At 53.9% G+C, this 19217-nt stretch carries 18 protein-coding genes; 11 read left to right on the forward strand and 7 right to left on the reverse strand.

All coding sequences use genetic code 11. The features are described 5' to 3' along the window. Window positions 1-220 precede the first annotated feature (220 nt). From QMZ30_RS19025 to QMZ30_RS19040, 4 genes are all read left to right on the forward strand, one after another. Window positions 221-415 carry a hypothetical protein gene (locus tag QMZ30_RS19025; protein WP_058972295.1) on the forward strand — a complete coding sequence of 65 codons (195 nt, stop codon included), beginning with the start codon at window positions 221-223 and terminating at the stop codon, window positions 413-415. Window positions 416-718: 303 nt separating this feature from the next. Further along, entirely contained in the window at window positions 719-1447 is a 729-nt protein-coding gene (locus QMZ30_RS19030; RefSeq protein WP_283228587.1) for a gluconate 2-dehydrogenase subunit 3 family protein, read from the forward strand. Beyond that, window positions 1447-3225 (forward strand): GMC family oxidoreductase, encoded by a 1779-nt coding sequence (locus QMZ30_RS19035; RefSeq protein WP_058972296.1) that lies wholly within the window; start codon window positions 1447-1449, stop codon window positions 3223-3225. Before QMZ30_RS19030 ends, QMZ30_RS19035 begins: the two co-directional genes overlap by 1 nt. Window positions 3226-3236: 11 nt before the next feature. Beyond that, window positions 3237-4505, forward strand: coding sequence for a c-type cytochrome (locus tag QMZ30_RS19040; protein ID WP_502921492.1), 1269 nt, complete (start codon window positions 3237-3239; stop codon window positions 4503-4505). Between the two features lie 59 nt (window positions 4506-4564). Here the strand turns inward: QMZ30_RS19040 and ompX are convergent, their stop codons facing one another. Continuing rightward, complete coding sequence (gene ompX / locus QMZ30_RS19045; RefSeq protein ID WP_058972298.1) at window positions 4565-5077, reverse strand: outer membrane protein OmpX; 513 nt, start codon at window positions 5075-5077, stop codon at window positions 4565-4567. A 378-nt stretch (window positions 5078-5455) separates the two neighbouring features. Here ompX and rhtA point away from each other — a divergent pair, with 378 nt between their 5' ends. The 6 genes from rhtA to ybiO all read left to right on the forward strand — a co-directional run bounded on the left by rhtA (window position 5456) and on the right by ybiO (window position 12242). Then, window positions 5456-6364 carry a threonine/homoserine exporter RhtA gene (gene rhtA, locus QMZ30_RS19050; protein ID WP_283228588.1) on the forward strand — a complete coding sequence of 303 codons (909 nt, stop codon included), beginning with the start codon at window positions 5456-5458 and terminating at the stop codon, window positions 6362-6364. A 296-nt stretch (window positions 6365-6660) separates the two neighbouring features. Then, window positions 6661-7164 carry a DNA starvation/stationary phase protection protein Dps gene (gene dps, locus QMZ30_RS19055; protein ID WP_058972301.1) on the forward strand — a complete coding sequence of 168 codons (504 nt, stop codon included), beginning with the start codon at window positions 6661-6663 and terminating at the stop codon, window positions 7162-7164. Between the two features lie 317 nt (window positions 7165-7481). Continuing rightward, the gene (glnH, locus tag QMZ30_RS19060; RefSeq protein ID WP_039336043.1) at window positions 7482-8228 is read left to right on the forward strand and encodes a glutamine ABC transporter substrate-binding protein GlnH; all 747 of its coding nucleotides are present in this window, start codon (window positions 7482-7484) and stop codon (window positions 8226-8228) included. A gap of 85 nt (window positions 8229-8313) precedes the next feature. Further along, window positions 8314-8973 carry a glutamine ABC transporter permease GlnP gene (glnP, locus tag QMZ30_RS19065; protein ID WP_039336041.1) on the forward strand — a complete coding sequence of 220 codons (660 nt, stop codon included), beginning with the start codon at window positions 8314-8316 and terminating at the stop codon, window positions 8971-8973. Next, on the forward strand, window positions 8970-9692 hold the full coding sequence (gene glnQ / locus QMZ30_RS19070; protein WP_039336039.1) for a glutamine ABC transporter ATP-binding protein GlnQ: 723 nt from the start codon (window positions 8970-8972) through the stop codon (window positions 9690-9692). The genes glnP and glnQ overlap by 4 nt, the downstream gene beginning before the upstream one ends. A 321-nt stretch (window positions 9693-10013) precedes the next feature. Beyond that, on the forward strand, window positions 10014-12242 hold the full coding sequence (gene ybiO / locus QMZ30_RS19075) for a mechanosensitive channel protein (RefSeq protein ID WP_502921493.1): 2229 nt from the start codon (window positions 10014-10016) through the stop codon (window positions 12240-12242). 55 nt (window positions 12243-12297) lie between these two features. Here the strand turns inward: ybiO and rlmF are convergent, their stop codons facing one another. Then, window positions 12298-13230 carry a 23S rRNA (adenine(1618)-N(6))-methyltransferase RlmF gene (rlmF, locus tag QMZ30_RS19080; protein ID WP_283228590.1) on the reverse strand — a complete coding sequence of 311 codons (933 nt, stop codon included), beginning with the start codon at window positions 13228-13230 and terminating at the stop codon, window positions 12298-12300. 243 nt (window positions 13231-13473) lie between these two features. Here rlmF and QMZ30_RS19085 point away from each other — a divergent pair, with 243 nt between their 5' ends. Then, on the forward strand, window positions 13474-14103 hold the full coding sequence (locus tag QMZ30_RS19085) for a flavin reductase family protein (RefSeq protein ID WP_039336034.1): 630 nt from the start codon (window positions 13474-13476) through the stop codon (window positions 14101-14103). Window positions 14104-14130: 27 nt separating this feature from the next. Here the strand turns inward: QMZ30_RS19085 and QMZ30_RS19090 are convergent, their stop codons facing one another. Genes QMZ30_RS19090 through QMZ30_RS19110 form a run of 5 tightly spaced genes read right to left on the reverse strand, consistent with a single transcriptional unit; the run spans window position 14131 to window position 18731 of the window. Continuing rightward, complete coding sequence (locus tag QMZ30_RS19090) at window positions 14131-15609, reverse strand: HAL/PAL/TAL family ammonia-lyase (protein ID WP_283228591.1); 1479 nt, start codon at window positions 15607-15609, stop codon at window positions 14131-14133. Then, window positions 15606-16406 carry an ABC transporter ATP-binding protein gene (locus tag QMZ30_RS19095; RefSeq protein ID WP_058972306.1) on the reverse strand — a complete coding sequence of 267 codons (801 nt, stop codon included), beginning with the start codon at window positions 16404-16406 and terminating at the stop codon, window positions 15606-15608. Before QMZ30_RS19095 ends, QMZ30_RS19090 begins: the two co-directional genes overlap by 4 nt. A 1-nt stretch (window position 16407) precedes the next feature. After that, window positions 16408-17136, reverse strand: a complete 729-nt coding sequence (locus QMZ30_RS19100; protein ID WP_058972307.1) for an ABC transporter permease — start codon at window positions 17134-17136, stop codon at window positions 16408-16410. A gap of 11 nt (window positions 17137-17147) precedes the next feature. Then, window positions 17148-17867 carry an ABC transporter permease gene (locus QMZ30_RS19105; RefSeq protein WP_039336715.1) on the reverse strand — a complete coding sequence of 240 codons (720 nt, stop codon included), beginning with the start codon at window positions 17865-17867 and terminating at the stop codon, window positions 17148-17150. Between the two features lie 12 nt (window positions 17868-17879). Then, the gene (locus QMZ30_RS19110; protein ID WP_039336717.1) at window positions 17880-18731 is read right to left on the reverse strand and encodes a transporter substrate-binding domain-containing protein; all 852 of its coding nucleotides are present in this window, start codon (window positions 18729-18731) and stop codon (window positions 17880-17882) included. Between the last annotated feature and the right edge of the window lie 486 nt (window positions 18732-19217).

Consider the following 19217-nt stretch of genomic DNA (forward strand, 5'->3'; position numbering starts at 1 on the left):
CCTGGCTGCGCTCATTGTAAACCAGGCACAAATAAGCACAAATTTTTCCTAAATAGTGTTGGCTAAAGAGTATAGCCAGTGCTATCTTTGTTCGTAATGTAAGCGAATAGCTTATTAAGGAGGCAAAGATGAACGAACCCTATCTGCTGCTGCTCCTTTTCCTGCTGTTTATTGCAGGCTTATGCTTACTGTTACGATGTCATTCTTTCGGGAGGTAAACATGACCACCATGAAAAACTGCCTCGACTGCGGCAAATGCTTCCAGGCTGAACAAAGCAAACCGGCTTTTGAACTGAAGTCACTGCTGTGCCTCTTCAGCCGTTCACCGTTTGCACTGCGTCTGATGCTGATTGAAAAGCTGACGGGCAAACAGCTGGTTGAGCGTCCTTGCCCGAATTTAATCTGGCGCGGATAACGCCGGTTTACATCTCCTCTTCGGATCCGTTTTCACACGGATCCTTTGCACGATCTCACATTTTGTTACCTTTTTAGTCCCACTCTTTCTATTGTTATTGAACGAAAGTCATATCCCCATTTCTTCTATGGCTGAATCGCTTCAGGTTATTCCCACTTCTTTTCTTCAACACGGCTTAAACGGTTAGGCTGCTAACATTTAGCTTGCAACCTATTGTGACAGCTGATTAATCTCCTCATAACAAAAAATTACATACTTATAACAAAACTAACCCAGGGTGGGTTTTCGTAAGGAAGATCAGCAATGTCACTAAAAAAGCCTGAAGAGCAACCGTCGGGCCGGAGACGATTTTTGCAAAAATCGCTCTCGCTCATTCCTCTCGCCGCCGCAGCCAGCACCGGTGTGGTGTCACTCTCCTCCCCCGCTGCCGACAAACCGCAAGGTGTGTTATCAGACTATGTTCCTGCCTACTTCAATGACAAAGAGTGGAAATTCCTGCTCGCCGCGTTGGATCGCCTGATCCCCGCCGATGCCAATGGCCCGGGTGCCGTGAGCGAAGGCGTACAAGTATTTATTGATAAGCAAATGGAACTGCCCTACGGCTATGGACGCCTGTGGTACATGCAGGGCCCGTTTGCCGATGCCATCCCAGAGATGGGTTACCAGTCGCATTTAGTCCCACGCGACACCTATCGTTTGGGGATTGCCATGGCTGACCAACATTGTCAGCAGCAGTATCAGAAAGATTTTTATCAGCTGGAAACCGCGCAGCAGGAAGAGGTATTGCACGCGCTGGAAGCCGACAAACTGCGTAACGATGCCATTCACGGCAAGCTGTTTTTCGAGCAACTGCTGGAGAACGCCAAAGAGGGTTATCTCGCCGATCCGATTCACGGCGGCAACCAGACGCTGGCCTCGTGGAAAATGATTGGTTTTCCCGGTGCACGTGCGGACTTCGTCGATACCGTACAACAGCCGAATAAACCCTATCCGCTTGGCCCAGTCAGTATTTCCAGCAAAAGGAGCGTGTAATGGCAGCAGTAAAAAAAGCGCCCGTCGATGTGGTGATCGTCGGGTTTGGCTGGACCGGCTCGCTGATGGCGATGGAACTGGCCAGCTCTGGTTTGAATATTGTGGCACTGGAACGCGGCGAAAATCGCGATACCTACCCTGACTTCTCTTATCCGCGCATCGCGGATGAACTCACTTACGGCATCCGTTTAAAACTGTTCCAGAATGCCTCGAAAGAGACGGTCACGGTGCGCCACACTACCCAGGAAACCGCGCTGCCTTATCGCCGCTTTGGTTCTTTCCTGCCCGGTGATGGTGTGGGCGGTGCGGGTACCCACTGGAATGGTCAGCTGTGGCGTCCGCTGGAAGCCGATCTGAAAATGCGCAGCACCGTGATTGAAAAATACGGCGCAGATTTCATCCCTAAAGACATGACGGTACAAGATTATCCGTTCACCTACGATGAAATGGAGCCGTACTTCGACAAGTTCGAAAAAATCTGCGGTGCGGCCGGTCAGGTGGGTAACCTGAATGGTGAAAAAGTCGAAGGCGGTAACCCTTTTGAATCTCCGCGTAAAAATGGCTACCCGACCAAACCACTGGAAACCCTGTATGCTGGCGAGCTGTTCTCCAAAGCCGTGAAACAGCTGGGATATCATCCCTTCGAATGCCCGGCGGCCAACTGTACCGAAGCCTGGACCAACCCTTACAACGTACAGCTTGGTGTCTGTAACTACTGCGGTTACTGCGAACGCTTTGGCTGCTTCAACTACTCTAAGGGTTCACCACAGAGCTGCGTCATCCCCGCACTCAAACCCTTTAGCAATTTCGAGCTGCGCACTCAGGCACACGTGATCCGCGTGAATACCGACAGCAGTGGCAAGAAAGCCACAGGCGTCACCTATATCGATGCGCAAGGCAATGAAGTGGAACAGCCAGCAGACCTGGTGATCCTCAGCGCCTTCCAGCTGCACAATGTAAGACTGCTGCTGTTGTCGAAAATCGGCAAGCCTTACGATCCGCAAACCGGTGACGGTGTGGTGGGCAGAAACTACGCCTATCAGATGACCGGTGGCATCAAGCTGTTCTATGACAACGACAACTGGTTCAATCCGTTTGCCGCGACCGGCGCTACTTCAACAGTGATCGACGATTTCAACGCCGAGAACTTTGACCACAGTAAAGTCGGCTTTGTCGGCGGTGCCACCATCTCCGCCGCCTTCTCTGGTGGTCGCCCGATTCAGCAGATGGGCATTCCTAAAGATGCGCCACGCTGGGGCTCAGGCTGGAAGCAGGCCATCAAAGATAATTATCTGCACAATATGAACGTCGGTTCGTCCGGCTCCGTGATGCCCTACAAGCAGTGCTATCTCGATCTTGATCCTACCTACCGTGATATCTACGGTCAGCCTCTGCTGCGCATGACGTTCGACTGGCAGCAAAACGAACTGAAGATGACCAACTTCATCAAGGATAAAGCAGAAGAGATCGTCAAGGTGATGAATCCGAAGCACTACGAAGTGGGATTCAAGACGCTCAACAGCCATTACGATGTGCGTCCTTATCAATCCACGCACACCACGGGTGGTGCGGTAATGGGTGACGATCCGCGTACCAGCGTGGTGAACAAATATCTGCAGAGTTGGGATGTGCCGAATCTGTTTGTGACCGGTGCCTGCTGCTTCCCGCAAAACCTGGCATACAACCCCACCGGGATTGTGTGTGCCACCGCACTGTTCGCGGCGGATGCGATTCGCAACCGCTACCTTGCTAACCCCGGCCCGCTGGTTCAGGCCTGATAAGGAGCGTCATAGTGAAATTTTCCGCACTTTTTCTCGCTCTGAGCGGCGCACTGGTAAGCCATGCGGCACTGGCAGCCAGTGAAGCTTCGGTTAAACAGGGTGAATATCTGGCGAAAGCGGGCGATTGCGCCGCCTGCCACACAGCGGCGGGCGGCCAGCCGTTTGCCGGTGGACTCAAAATGAGCACGCCGATTGGCGCGATTTACTCGACTAACATCACCCCCGATAAAACCCACGGCATTGGTGACTATAGCTACGACGATTTCGTAAAAGCGGTGCGTGGCGGCGTGGCAAAAGATGGTAGCTCGCTCTATCCGGCGATGCCGTTCCCGTCCTATGCCAAAATCAGCGACAGCGATATGCACGCGTTGTATGACTACTTTATGCAAGGCGTTAAACCGGTCAGCCAGGAGAATCACAAAAGCGACATCCCCTGGCCGCTGAGCATGCGTTGGCCGCTGGCGATCTGGCGCTGGACCTTTGCCGATGACAGCACCTATGCACCGGTGGCGGGCAAATCGGAACAGTGGCAGCGCGGTGCTTATCTGGTGCAGGGGCTGGGTCACTGTGGATCCTGCCACACGCCGCGCGGCATCGGCTTCCAGGAAAAAGCCATGGATGAGAGTGGTAAAGGCTATCTGACCGGCGGCACGCTGGAAGGCTGGCACGCGCCCGATCTCACCGCCAGCCCAGCCGCAGGACTTGGCAGCTGGTCACAGCAGGATATCGCCACCTTCCTGAAAACGGGTGCCAATAAACAGGGTGCCGCCTTTGGTTCAATGACCGATGTCATCGCACACAGCACGCAATACCTCAGTGATGAGGATCTGAATGCGATAGCTGTTTATCTGAAGTCACTGCCTGCCGCAGATGAAACCGCGCCTCCGCAGGCCAGCGATGCCACGGCACAAGCGCTGTTCAAAGGGGATGTCAGCCAACCGGGCGCACAGGTGTATGTCGATAACTGTGCGGCCTGTCACCGAACGGATGGCAAAGGCTACGCCAGTACCTTCCCTGCGCTGGCGCACAATCCTGCCTTGCTGAGTGAGGACCCGTCTTCAGTGATCAGTGTGATTCTGAAAGGAGGCCAACGTGCGATTACGCAGCAGGCGCCGACCGGTTTCACCATGCCTGATTTCGCCTGGCGTCTTGATGATCAGCAGGTCGCTGATGTCGCGAACTTCATCCGCAACGGATGGGGCAATAAAGCGGCACCGGTAACGGCTGACCAGGTCAAAAAGATCCGCGCGACACTGCCTCCTCCTGCCAAACAGTAGGCATAAAAAAACGGCCCGCATTGGGCCGTTTATTGTGCAACTCTGGTCTAAGCAAGGACTTAGAAGCTGTAACCTACGCCAGCAATCCAGGTGCCCACGTCTACGCTGCGGATACGGCTCTGCTCGTAACCAACATCCAGAGCAACGTTCTGGATTGGGTTAAACTGCATACCTGCGCCATAAGAGAAACCAACATCGCTGGAATCAGATTTAGACTGTGCAGCTGCGTCGTTTGCCTGGTATTTGCCGTAGCCGATACCGACAACACCGTAGATGCTTGCCCAGTCGTTCAGACGGTAAGCAGGACCACCGGTGATACCGTAGTACTGGCCTTTGTTGTACACGCCAGCGTCAGTACGGTCTTTCTCGGTGTAGGTGAAAGAACCGATCCAACCCAGTGGGTTAGTACCGTCTTCGTAACGGTATTTCAGGTTGAAGCCGTTTGCTTTGTTAGCAACACCTTGATAATCGCTCTGCGCGTAGCCAGCAGAAACGGTGCTCTGTGCCATGGCTGAACCAGCAGAAACTGCCAGTACGCAAGCCAGTGCTGAAAGACATGCAATTTTTTTCATAACCACCTCAAATGTGAATATACTTCTCTCCTGACAACGCTAAAAATATAACAAAAATCAGCCAGAAACTCTGCCCCGTATTTGTTGTCTAACAGATTGTTTGGTGTAACAGAAAGTTAATGAAGTTTCGTATGTCATTCATTTTACTTATAAAAACCTTCATATTTCTGCAATCTAATTTCGGGTCACAAATAATACCTTTAAGTATATTCCTAAAAAAACCTGACATTTCTTTACTGAAATGGCCCTGAAAGTGGTTACTTTTCATCCCGTCGCGGTATTTTATTTCCCTGTTGTGCGCCTCCTTATTTACTCCGAATTCCTTTAAACTGGCGTTTTGTTACTTTGTTGTTAATCACTACAGGAATGGATTACAGGATGTCTGCGCCTCTGACCAACCCCAAAATGGCTCCGGTATGGTTCCCGATTGCCGTACTGCTTATCGCTATGCTTTCACTGCAAGGTGGTGCCTCACTTGCCAAATCGTTGTTCCCCACCGTGGGCGCACCCGGCATCACCGCGCTGCGTCTGGGGCTAGGCACCCTGATTCTCTGCGTCATCTTTAAGCCCTGGCGCCTGCGTTTTACGCGTGCTCAACGCAAGCCGCTATTAATGTACGGACTGGCGCTGGGGTGCATGAATTACCTCTTCTATTTATCCATCCGAACCATGCCGCTAGGTGTCGCGGTTGGCCTCGAGTTTCTTGGCCCCTTAACGCTGGCACTGGCGGGTGCACGCCGCCCGCTGGATTTTCTCTGGGTGTTGCTGGCGGTGACAGGGTTGTGGTTCCTGCTGCCGATTGGCGATGGCATCAGCCATATCGATCCGCTGGGTGCACTGCTGGCGGTGGGAGCCGGTGCCTGTTGGGCCGTCTATATACTGGCAGGCCAACGCGCTGGCGCAGAACATGGCCCGGCCACCGTGGCAATGGGATCGTTGATCGCCTCGATCATCTTTGTGCCGCTCGGCTTAACCTTTGCTGCTCCGGGCATCTGGCACTGGGAAATACTCCCGCTGGCCTTGATCATCGCCCTGCTCTCCAGTGCCATCCCCTACTCGCTGGAGATGATGGCGCTGACACGACTACCTGCACGTATCTTTGGCACCCTGATGAGCCTGGAACCGGCGATGGCCGCCCTCTCTGGCATGCTCTTCCTCGGTGAACTGCTGACCTTTAAGCAGTGGATCGCTTTACTGGCGATTATTGCCGCTTCGGCGGGTTCGACACTCACCATGAAACAAAAGCGTGCCAAAATAAACGAAGTGGATATAAACAACCCGCAGTAAATAACGGCTTTATTCAGCCTGAAACATTCAGGCTGAATAAATAAGCATTCTCATTCAATTCTTTTCATTTACTCAATCCGCATTTGTTATTATTTTGCAACATCACTGAAAGATAATTAACATCATTAGCAACCCATTGTTATACATGAAATTAATTCAAACTCGATTAAATCCCATGCAACATTAAGGTTTATCTATTCCTGTCATCGGTTTAAACAATCCGGCACAACTAAAAACTGCTGCTATACTTATTCCCGTGCTTGATTAGGACAACCATCAATTAGAGGACATTCATGATGAGTACCGCAAAACTGGTTAAAACTAAATCGTCTGATCTCATTTACACCCGTAATGATGTTGCTGATAGCGATAAGAAAGCGACCATCGAGGTGCTCAACCGTCTGGTAGTGGAATATATTGACCTGTCGCTGATCACCAAACAGGCGCACTGGAATATGCGTGGCGCCAACTTTATTGCCGTGCATGAGATGCTGGATGGCTTCCGTACGGCGATTACGGATCATCAGGACACTATTGCCGAGCGTGTCGTGCAGTTGGGCGGCGTTGCTTTGGGAACTACCCAGATCGTCAACGATAAAACACCACTGAAAAGCTATCCGCTCAATATTCACAGCGTGCAGGATCACCTGAAAGCGTTGGCCGATCGATATGCGATTGTGGCTAACGATACGCGTAAGGCGATTAGCGAAGTCAGCGATGAAGATACCGCTGATATTTTCACGGCCGCATCGCGGGATCTGGATAAATTCCTGTGGTTCATCGAATCCAACATTGAATAACGTATGACAACGAAGGCGGGTTATCCCGCCTTTTTTACATTTGTAACATCATGGTGCTTTTTTTGACGCCGTTAACAATTTCTTAATCCTGCCTTTCCCTTGCTATGCCCTTGGTGCACACTGTGCCCGCACCACAACAGCACAATGCACCATTTTGGTGATCCAAATAGGTGCAAGCTTTTCATTGTATGCAAAATCGCTTCAGCACGGCCCTGCATCCTGCTGATTTCGATAAAAATGAAAAGTTGGCATAATTTTTTCATATGATACGCCGTACAGCAGGCCATCAGGTCTGAAGGGTAATAAGGAAAATAATGATGAAGTCTTTGATTAAAGTCTCCGTGGCCGCGCTGGCGCTGGCCTTCTCGCTTTCTTCCACTGCAGCAGATAAGAAACTGGTTGTCGCCACTGACACCGCATTCGTGCCGTTTGAATTCAAACAAGGCAACGATTATGTCGGCTTCGATATCGACCTGTGGGCCGCTATTGCTAAAGAGCTGAAGCTGGATTACACCCTGAAGCCAATGGACTTCAGCGGTATCATTCCAGCTCTGCAAACCAAAAACGTTGACGTTGCGCTGGCCGGTATCACCATCACACCTGAGCGTCAGAAGGCGATCGACTTCTCAGACGGCTACTATAAAAGCGGTCTGCTGGTGATGGTGCGTGAAAATGAAAACAACATCAAAGGTATTGACGATCTGAACGGCAAAGTGGTTGCGGTGAAGAGCGGTACCGGTTCTGTTGATTACGCGAAAGCACACATCAAATCGAAAGATCTGCGTCAGTTCCCGAACATCGACAACGCCTACATGGAATTAGGCACCAACCGTGCTGATGCCGTGCTGCATGACACACCAAACATCCTGTACTTCATCCATACTGCAGGTAAAGGTCGCTTTAAAGCGGTTGGCGAATCTATCGAAGCCCAGCAGTACGGTATCGCCCTGCCTAAGGGCAGTGATGAGCTGCGTAACCAGATCAACGGCGCGTTGAAAACCCTGCGCGACAACGGCACCTACAATACTATTTATAAAAAATGGTTCGGCAGCGAACCAAAATAATTCCGGCTTAAGCCGATTTTTGTAGCAGGGAGCTTATTCTCCCTGCTTTTTATATTTCCACTGCAACTGATTCTGGAGTGACACCATGGAGTTTGACTGGAGCGTCATTTGGCCTGCCCTGCCGATTTTGATCCAAGGCGCCAAAATGACCCTGATAATTTCCGTACTCGGCCTGGTCGGCGGATTGATTATCGGTCTGGTGGCCGGTTTCGCCCGCGCGTATGGCGGCTGGGTGACCAACAACCTCGCGTTGGTCTTTATCGAACTGATTCGCGGCACGCCTATCGTGGTGCAGGTGATGTTTATCTACTTCGCCCTGCCGATGGCTTTCCCGGATTTGCGTATCGATCCGTTCACTGCCGCGGTGGTGACCATCATGATTAACTCCGGTGCCTATATCGCGGAAATTACGCGTGGCGCGGTGCTGTCGATCAACAAAGGTTTCCGTGAAGCGGGCCTGGCGCTGGGCTTATCACGTCGTGAAACCCTGCGCTACGTCATCATGCCATTAGCGCTGCGTCGTATGCTGCCACCGCTGGGCAACCAGTGGATTGTGAGTATCAAAGATACCTCGCTGTTTATCGTGATTGGTGTGGCGGAACTGACCCGTCAGGGCCAGGAGATCATCGCCGGAAACTTCCGCGCGCTGGAGATCTGGAGTGCTGTTGCCATCATCTATCTGGTTATTACGCTGGTGTTGAGCTTTGTGCTGCGCCGTATTGAGAAAAGGGTGAAAATCCTGTGATTGAATTTAAAAACGTCTCTAAAAACTTCGGCCAGACTCAGGTTCTGCACGACATCAATCTGAAGATTAATCAGGGTGAAGTGGTGGTGATTATTGGGCCATCAGGCTCAGGTAAATCTACCCTGCTGCGCTGCATCAACAAGCTGGAAGAGATCACCACCGGAGACCTGATTGTTGATGGTATGAAGGTCAACGATCCGAAAGTCGACGAGCGCCTGATCCGTCAGGAAGCCGGCATGGTGTTCCAGCAGTTCCATCTGTTCCCACAGATGAGTGCGCTGGATAACGTTGCCTTCGGTCCTATTCGCGTACGCGGAGCTAAGAAAGACGCTGCGCAGAAGCTGGCACGTGAACTGCTGGGCAAAGTAGGCCTGGCTGAGCGTGCACACCACTTCCCGGCTGAACTGTCCGGTGGACAACAGCAGCGCGTGGCGATCGCCCGTGCTCTGGCAGTGAAACCGAAGATGATGCTGTTTGATGAGCCGACCTCTGCCCTCGATCCTGAACTGCGCCATGAAGTGCTCAAGGTTATGCAGGATCTGGCGGAAGAAGGCATGACCATGGTCATCGTGACGCACGAAGTCGGTTTCGCACAGAAAGTGGCTTCACGTCTGATCTTCATCGACAAAGGCACCATCGCTGAAGATGGCAACCCAGATGAGTTGATTACCAACCCGCCGAGCGATCGTCTGCGCGAGTTCCTGCAGCACGTTTCCTGATAACGATGCAGTAAGTAAAAAGCCGTATCAGCTTAGCTGTGCGGCTTTTTTATTATCTTTCGGCTTTGTTATACCCTAAATACTTCGAGTTGCAGGAAGGCGGCAACTGAACGAATCCCCGGGAGCATACACCAGTATGTGACTGGGGTGAGTGAAGGCAGCCAACGCACCTGCGGCTTGAAGTATGACGGGTATAGATAATTTTCCTTTCAGAATCTTCACCTTCCATTGCTGACTATACTTTTTCTCTGGTGCCGCTGAGCGTTGTTCAAGGAGAAAGTCATGTCGTTTGCCCACCCATCATGGCGCTTTGCCATATGGATGCTGCTCTGTCTGTTCCTCATGCCTGCCGCCAACGCGGTCAATCTGCCGCAGGCGGCCGTTGCGGCTCAACAAACGCAACCCCCCACAGCCAGCAACACGGCTAACAGCGAACCCACCATTGAAGATAAAAAAGCCGCCTATGCCGCACTGGCCAATATTCTGGAAAACAATGATTCGCGCCAGGAGCTGATTGATCAGTTGCGCCAGGCTGCCAACAGTAAAGCAGTGGACGAGCAGCCGGTACTGGCACCGCCGCAGGCCGATCAGGAAGATCCCACCGTGCTGGAGAGTGTCACCAACGTGACGCGGGAATATGGTGGCGCAGTGGCCTCACAGTTTGTTCGGCTGCATGACAACATTGTGAATGCGCCGCATAAGGCGTTTAACCAGCAGACCTTTTTTAATGCGCTGAAGTATTTTGTTGGGCTGGCCGCCGCCGTGTTTGCCTTCTACTGGCTGACTCGGCTGTTGATGTACCCGATTTGGCAACGCATGGGCCGCTGGGGACGTAATCACAATCTTGAACGCAGCAAATGGTTGCATCTTCCTGCCACCATTGCATCAGCGTTTATCCTCGATTTACTGCTTCTGGCACTGACGCTGTTTATCGGCCAGATCATCAGTGATAACTACCACAACAACAACCGCACCATTGCCTATCAGCAAGGGCTGTTCCTGAATGCGTTTGCCCTGATTGAATTTTTCAAAGCGGTGCTGCGCCTGATTTTCTGCCCCCGCTTCCCTACCCTGCGTTTCTTCCATCTTTCCGATGCACGCGCCGCGTACTGGAATACGCGCCTGAGCTGGTTGAGCGGCATCATTGGTTACGGACTGTTGGTGGTGGTGCCGATTGTCTCCAATCAGGTTAATGTACAGATCGGCGCGCTGGTGAATGTGCTGATCATGTGCATCATGACCGGTTGGGCACTGTGGCTGATTTTCCGCAACAAGCGCAATATCCACGATGAGTTGGCGCGCCTGGCCGACCGCAGCATGAGCTTCTTTGCCCTGTTCATTCGCGCCTTCGGTATGGTGTGGCACTGGCTGGCGAGCGCTTACTTTATTGCACTGTTCCTGTTCTCAATCTTCAACCCTGGCGACAGCCTGAAGTTTATGATGTCTGCCACGGTGCGCAGTATGGCGATCATTGTCATCGCCGCGCTGATCTCTGGCATGTTGACGCGCTGGATTGGTAAGACCCTGACGCTGTCGCCCGACCTGCGTCGCAATTACCCTGAGTTGCAAAAACGGGTGAATGACTGGGTAAAAGCGCTGCTAAAACTGGCTCGCGTCATTACCGTGTTTGCCACTCTGCTGCTCTTACTGAATGCCTGGAATCTGTTCGATCTCACACACTGGCTGACCTACGGTGCCGGGCAGAAGATGGTTGATGTGCTGATCCGCATCGTGATGATCCTGCTGCTCTCCGCCATTGGCTGGACGTTACTCGCCAGCTTGATTGAAAGCCGCCTGGCCTCAGATTCTCACGGTCGCCCGATGCCCAGTGCGCGTACGCGCACACTGCTGACGCTGTTCCGAAACGCGCTGGCCGTGGTGATCAGCACCATCACCATTATGATTTTGCTGTCTGAGGTAGGGGTGAATATTGCGCCGCTGCTGGCGGGAGCCGGTGCGTTAGGGCTGGCGGTGTCATTCGGTTCACAGACGCTGGTGAAGGATATTATCACCGGCATCTTTATCCAGTTTGAGAATGGTATGAATACCGGCGATTTGGTGACGATCGGGCCGATTACCGGCACGGTAGAACGCATGTCCATTCGCTCGGTTGGTGTACGCCAGGATACCGGTGCCTATCACATCATTCCGTGGTCTTCGATCACCACCTTCGCCAACTTCGTGCGCGGCATCGGCTCATTTGTAGCGAATTATGATGTGGACCGCAGTGAAGATACCGAGCGCGTCAACGCCACGCTGCAAGCTGCAGTGAAAGATTTACTGGATAACCCAGATATTCGCGGCATGGTGATCGGCGAACCGAGTTTTTCGGGGTTAGTCGGCTTAACCAACCAGTCCTTTACCGTACGCGTGTCCTTTACCACCCAACCGTTGAAACAGTGGACGGTGCGGTTTGCTCTGGATGATAAAGTGAAGAAGCATTTTGATGCGGCGGGGATCAGAGCGCCACATCAAACGGTAGAGGTGATGCAAACCGGCAGTGATGTAGCCTCTGCTGCCAGTGTGCCTGCGCTGCCGCCACCGATGTAGCAACGGACGTTATCCAGCGTGCTAAAGCACGCCCCAACACCCCGTTGCCGCCCGACTAACCGTGGCGTGCGATGCGTTTCGCGCGCGCCGCTGGCGGCAGGAAGGTCCAGGAAATAAAGCGGCTCTGCTTCTGCCCTTGCGCCATCTCGATGATACGCACTTCATGCGCATCGAGATCGCGCAGTTGGTCGCGCAGCGCTGGCAGGTTCTCTTTGCGCGAAACCAGCGAGGTGAACCAGACAATGTGGTCAGCGAAGGCGACACTTTCATCGATCATCTGGCCGACGAATTGACGTTCGCCCCCTTCACACCACAACTCGTTATGCTGGCCACCAAAGTTGAGCGGCGCGTTTTTCCCTAAGCCAAGGTTGCGCGTTTTACGCTGGCCAACCATCGCCGCTTCCTGCGCCGAGGCGTGGAAAGGGGGATTACACAGCACCGCGTGATAGCGTTCGTTTTTATGCACCACTCCGGCAAAAATTGCCGAGGCATTTTTCTGGCGGCGCAGACGCACACCGCGCTGCAAACCTGGATTACTCGCCACAATCTGGTTGGCGGCAGTAATCGCTTCGGCGGTGATGTCAGTACCGGTAAACCGCCAGCCGTACTCGGCGTGACCAATTAACGGATAGATCAGGTTGGCACCGCAACCGATATCCATGATATCTAAATCGCGCGGGATTTTACCGCCATTGTCGCCTGCCAGCAGGTCGGCTAAGGCGTGAATGTAGTCAGCACGACCCGGCACCGGCGGGGTGAGATAGCCTTCCGGTAACTGCCAGTTGAGGTTGTAGAACAGCTTAATCAGCGCCTGGTTCAGCAGCATGACCGCTTCAGGATCGGCAAAATCCACCGACAGATCGCCATAGCCGTTGGGACGCACTTTTACCGCCAGCGGCGGATGGGCTGCGGTCAGAGCGGCAAAATCATAACGGCCCTGATGGCGATTACGTGGATGGAATGGCGAGGTAGCGGCTGGCTTGTTCATAGTTTCTCCGGAAAGTAGCGCGGGCGTAAGATACGCTGGATGGCGGCATCGCACAATCCGCCTACAAGATTTTCTGCATTGAATTTAAACCTACTATCCCAAAACTGAGTCCAAAATAATTCGTGCTACAGCAAGGCGGCAAGTGTGGGTAACCCAGGCGCTTACAGATGTCAGTGACTGGCGTGCGCACGCGCAGCCAACGCCGCTGTCGTACGAAGTATGAAGGACGAATCAGGAGCGCTAATGCGGCAACGTTACACTTATCAACCACGAAGCGGGCATGGCTTGCCGCACGACCCTTTGAACGCCATTGTCGGACCGCGCCCTATTGGTTGGGTCAGTTCCCTCAGCGCGAGCGGCCAACGCAATCTGGCCCCCTACAGCTTCTTTAACTGCTTTAACTATCATCCGCCTATTATCGGTTTCGCCAGCAGCGGCTGGAAAGACAGCGTACGCAATATCAGTGAGAGCAAAGAGTTTGTCTGGAATCTGGCGACGCGCCCGCTGGCGGAAGCAATGAACGAGAGTTCCGCGTCCGTCCCGCCTGAACAGGATGAGTTTGCGCTGGCAGGATTGACGCCCCTCGCCGCCTCACATGTGAATGTCAGTATGGTGGCTGAGAGCCCGGTAAATTTTGAGTGCCGTTTAACCCAGCTGATTCGTCTGCAAGATGTGCAGGGAACCGAGCTGGAGAGTTGGTTGGTATTGGGCGAAGTGGTGGCGATTCACATTGATGAGTCACTATTGGAGAACGGTATTTACCAGACGGCTAAGGCGCAACCGATTCTGCGTGCCGGTGGCCCTTCGGCTTATTACGGCATCAGTGAGGATCTGCGCTTTGATTTAGTCCGGCCAGATGCCCGCCGGGGATAAAGCCGGCACCTGACGTAGAGACGCAATTTATTGCGTCTTCATCACCTCAACCGCTCGCGCAATCTCGGGTGCCAGCCAGCGATCTTCCTGCCAGTTCGCTACCACGGCACGTAAGCGATGTAATGCCTGCTTTGTGCCCTGCGCGAGTGCCTCCTCACCGTGAAAGTCCAGCGCCTGCGCAGCCAGCAGGTATTCGATCGCCAGAATCTGCCAGACGTTGCCCACCAGCTTCAGCAGCTTGAGCGCCGCGCCGGTGCCGAGGCTGAGATGATCCTCCTGCAAACCTGAGGTCACGTAATTATCCAGCACCGCCGGTTGCGCCAGCTGACGGTTTTCCGCACACAGTGAGGCCGCCACATACTGCGCAATCATCATGCCGGAATTTACCCCCGGTTGTGCCACCAGAAACGCGGGCAGACCACTGACCAACGGATTCACCAGTCGATCCAACCGCCGCTCGGCAATGCTTCCCACTTCCGCCATGGCAATGGCTAACAGATCTGCCGCCATCGCCACCGATTCACCGTGTGGGTTCGCCTGGGACACCACGCGCCAGTTATCCACCGTGCCCAGCACCAGCGGATTATCGGTGCAGGCATTTAATTCGGTATTCACCTGACGCGCGGCATGATCGAACTGATCGCGGCTGGCACCGTGTACTTGCGGCATCGAGCGCAGACTCAGTGCATCTTGAGTGCGCACCCCGACACTTTTTGCCAGCAATGGGCTGTCGTTTAACAACTGGCGTAACCTTTGGCCGCTCACCTGCATCCCAGGACTGGCTTTCAAAGCTATCACTTCGGCATCAAATGCCACCAACTGCCCACGCAGCGCTTCAAAGCTCATGGCGCCAGTGACGTCGGCCCAGTCCAGCAAGCGTGCGGCATCGTCGAGCGCCAGGCATGACAAACCGGTCATGCAGGGTGTGCCGTTAACCAGACTCAAGCCCTCTTTTGCACCCGGGCGATAAGGTGTGAGTCCAGTCTGACCCAGCGCCTGTTCAGCGGGTATGATCTTATGCTGATACTCAACGTCGCCCACGCCAATCAGCGCCAGCCCGATGTGTGCCATATGGCTGAGATACCCCACCGATCCCTGTGAGGGCACCTGTGGCGTAATCTGGTTGTTGAGTAACGCCAGCAGATGCTGCACCAACGCCACAGACACGCCAGACTTACCGTGGCTGTAGTTGGCAATCGCGGCACAGAGAATGGCGCGCACCTGTTCGCGCGCCAGCAGTGGCCCGACACCACAAGCGTGGCTCAACAGCGTGTTGCGTGAAAGCTGGCTGAGTTGCGCTTCCGGCAAGGTGATATTGCACAGCGCCCCTAATCCGGTGTTGATGCCATAAGCAATATGACCGCTGGCCACGATCTGTTCGACAATCTCGCGCCCCTGCGCAATGCGCTGCCAGGCACTGACACTCAAGGTCAGTTCAGCATCATGTCGTGCAACCTGCACCAGCTCCTGCCATGTCAACGGCGCGTCGCCCCATACGATGGTCATGCGGTTTGCTCCGTGTGGTGGCTTTGATGGCTGGAGATAAACTGCTTAAAGCGCTGCGATCCTTGTTCGCCAAACATCTCTTGCGGTGTGCCCTGGCAATCGATGGTGCCCTGGTGCATAAACACCACACGATTGGAGACGTTGCGCGCAAACCCCATCTCGTGCGTCACCACAAGCATGGTGCGGCCCTCCTCTGCCAGGCTGCGCATCACCTTCAGCACCTCGCCCACCAGCTCCGGATCCAGCGCCGAGGTCGGTTCATCAAACAGCATGACTTCTGGATCCATCGCCAGGGCGCGAGCAATCGCCACACGCTGTTGCTGCCCGCCTGAAAGCTGCGCCGGATAGAAGTCCTTGCGATTGAGTAAGCCAACACGATCCAGCAGCTGCTCCGCCTGCGCGATGCAGCTTTTTTTATCGCGCTTGAGCACATAGTGCGGCCCTTCAATGACGTTTTGCAGCACGGTCATATGTGACCACAGGTTAAAACTCTGGAACACCATGCCCAAGCGTGAGCGTAGGCGCTCAATCTGCTTCGGATTCGCCGCCAGTTGATGGCCACGCGCATGGCGCTTCATTTCAATGGTTTCGCCACCGACACTGACGACACCCGCATCCGGCGTTTCCAGCAAATTGATGCAGCGCAGCAAGGTACTTTTGCCGGAACCGCTGGCACCAAGAATCGAAATGACATCGCCTTGATGCGCCTGCAGCGAAATGCCTTTTAATACTTCCATCGCGCCAAAAGATTTGTGGATATCTGTGGCGGTTAAGGTAACAGGTGATGTGGATTGCATCTTACTCTCCGGCAAGCGGTTTAACGGCGGGTAACGGCTTTTTTTCAACGCGATGCACCGGGGTTAAACGGCGTTCTAATAACGCGTAAAGCTGGACGATAATGAAATTGAGGATCAGGTAAATCGCCGCAGCACAGACAAATACTTCCATGGTGCGATAGGTGCGCTGAATGATCTGTTGCGCCACGCCCGTGACATCCCAGACAGTCACCAGACTGGCAAGTGCGGTGGATTTCACCAACAAAATGGCTTCGGTGGAATAAGCTGGCAGTGCGTAGCGCAGCATGATCGGCGCGATAATGCGGCGCAGAAGCAACCAGCGCGACATGCCACAGGCTAACCCGGCTTCAACTTGCCCTGGTGGCACCGCCAGCAAAGCGCCGCGCAAGATCTCCGCGGTGTAAGCCGCCGTGCACAGCGACAGCGCCAGCACTGCACAGATAAAGGGTTCACGCAGAAAAGGCCAGACAAAGCTGTGACGGATGACACCAAACTGGCCCAGTCCGTAGTAGATCAGAAACAGCTGGATCAGCAGCGGAGAGCCGCGGAACACCAGGATATAACCGCGCGCAAAGCCGCTTAATACACGCCAGCGGCTCATGCGCAGCGTCAAAATGCCCAGCGCCAGAATGCCGCCGCACAGGAAAGCACTGATAAACAGACCCAGCGTCACCGGCAGCGCGGCACTGAGTTTAAGGAAGGTATCCGTGAGAAAGGCGAAGTCGATCATGCTGCTGCTCCTTAATGCTGTGCCGCAGTGCGACTTTGCCAGGCGCGTCCCAGGCGTAACTCCGCCCGACGAAACGCATGATTAGACAGCAGTGTCAGCACCAGATAGCAGGCACCGCCAATCAGATAGAAGGTGAAGTAATCACGCGTGGATCCCGCAGCGACCTGGCTGGCACGCATCAATTCGACAATGCCGGTCACCGACACCAGCGCCGAGTCTTTTAAGCTCATCTGCCAGACATTCGACATGCCCGGCAGCGCATAGCGCACAATCTGCGGTAACAGAATGCGCTGTGCGATGCGCCAGCGTGGCATCCCTATCGCCATCGCCGCTTCGATTTCACCTTTTGCCAGCGCCAGACGCGCCGCGCGATACACTTCACCTTGATAAGATCCAGAGATGAGCCCAATCGCCAGCGCGCCAATCAGGAAGGGCGGCGCTTCGATGAAGCCGTCAGCGCCGAACATCTGCCCCACCAGCGTAATCAGCCCTGAACCACCAAAATAGAACAGGTAGATCACCAGCAGTTCTGGAATGCCACGAAACACCGTCGAATAGGCTTCACCCAACCAACGCAGCCAGCGCTGCGGCGACAGCTTGGCTGCCGCGACGCCCGAACCGACTACGGCACCAATCACCAGCGCGGACAGCGACAGCAGCAGCGTGGTGAAGGCGGCCCCGAGGATCAGGCGACCCCATCCATCAGCACCAAAACTCAGCAGGCTCATCATCTTTCACCTCACTTACGGCGTTACGTCAGTTTTAAACCACTTTTCACTCAGCTTTTTCACTGTGCCGTCCGCCAGCGCGGCTTTGATCGCCTCGTCGAGTTTGGCTTTCAGATCGTTATCCGCCATGCGTACGCCCATGGCTTCACCCTCTCCCCAGATTGGGCCACCCAGTTGCGGGCCGCTGAAGGTCAGGTTGCTGTTCTCCTTGCGTGCCAGCATCGACTGGGCAAAGGTGACGTCGTCGAATACCGCATCAATACGGCCCGCCTGGAGATCGAGGATGGCATCCGCTGAAGAGGTGTACTCACGCACGTCTGCGACATCTTTGAAGTATTTATCAATGAAGGGGGTGTAGACCGTGCCAGAGGCGATACCGATGGTTTTGCCCTTAACTGCCGCTTTCAGCGGGGCAATCGCAGCGTTAATTTCTTTTTCATCATCATGCAGTTTGATGATGTTTTTATCCGCTGGCAGCAGTGGGCTGTCTTTGGTGGTGATGAAGGTGGCTGGCGTGGACGCGTAGGGCACGGTGAAATTCACCACTTTTTTACGGTCTGGCGTGATGACAATCGCGTCCATGATCACGTCATATTTTCCGGCGTTAAGTCCAGCAATCATGCCATCCCAGTTCTGCACCACTAGCTTGCACTGGATGCCCATGCGTTTACACAGGTCTTCCATTAGTTCAGGTTCAAAGCCGCCTAACTTGCCGCCTGGCAGCGTCAGGTTCCAGGGTTCATAACTGCCTTCAGTGGCGATAGTGATGGATTTCCACTCTTTCGCCTGCACAGCAACACCGCTGATCAGCAGGCTGGCAAACAGGGTCGTGAGGCAAAAACGGCGAATTGGGGCGCGGTGCGTCATGCGGCTTCTCCTGGTCATTTATCGAATTGGCTGTCTCTGTTAGCTGATACAGCGCAGATGACATTTCATGTATATACAAGTTAGCGTGCGGCAGATCATTGTCGGCATGAGCTTTTTGTGAGCCAGCCAGAATAAAATTTGATATCAACCACGTGGTCTTTACTTGTACATACAACCTAGCAAGTGATGTGCCAGGTCGGCAGAAGCGGTTAAATCAGGGAATTGTCACGGAGGGGTGGCATTGATGCACCGTTTCGGGGCGTTCAATGCACAAGATTGGGGATAGGGTTGAATGAGTGCGCATCCTCTGACATCTAAGGGTCGCCATTTATGTCGTAATTCATGTTAGTTAATGACTGGCGATAACGCCGTCTGGGACCGCACCCGGGCCGGCGGTCCTCGCGCCGCTACGCGGTGCCTTCACTTCACTCGTCTGCCTTACGGACCGGTGCCGATGGAACATCCATGTTCCAGCGCCACCTTTCG

Origin of the sequence: Pantoea sp. EA-12 (assembly GCF_030053355.1) — a bacterium.
Lineage (GTDB): Bacteria > Pseudomonadota > Gammaproteobacteria > Enterobacterales > Enterobacteriaceae > Pantoea > Pantoea vagans_C.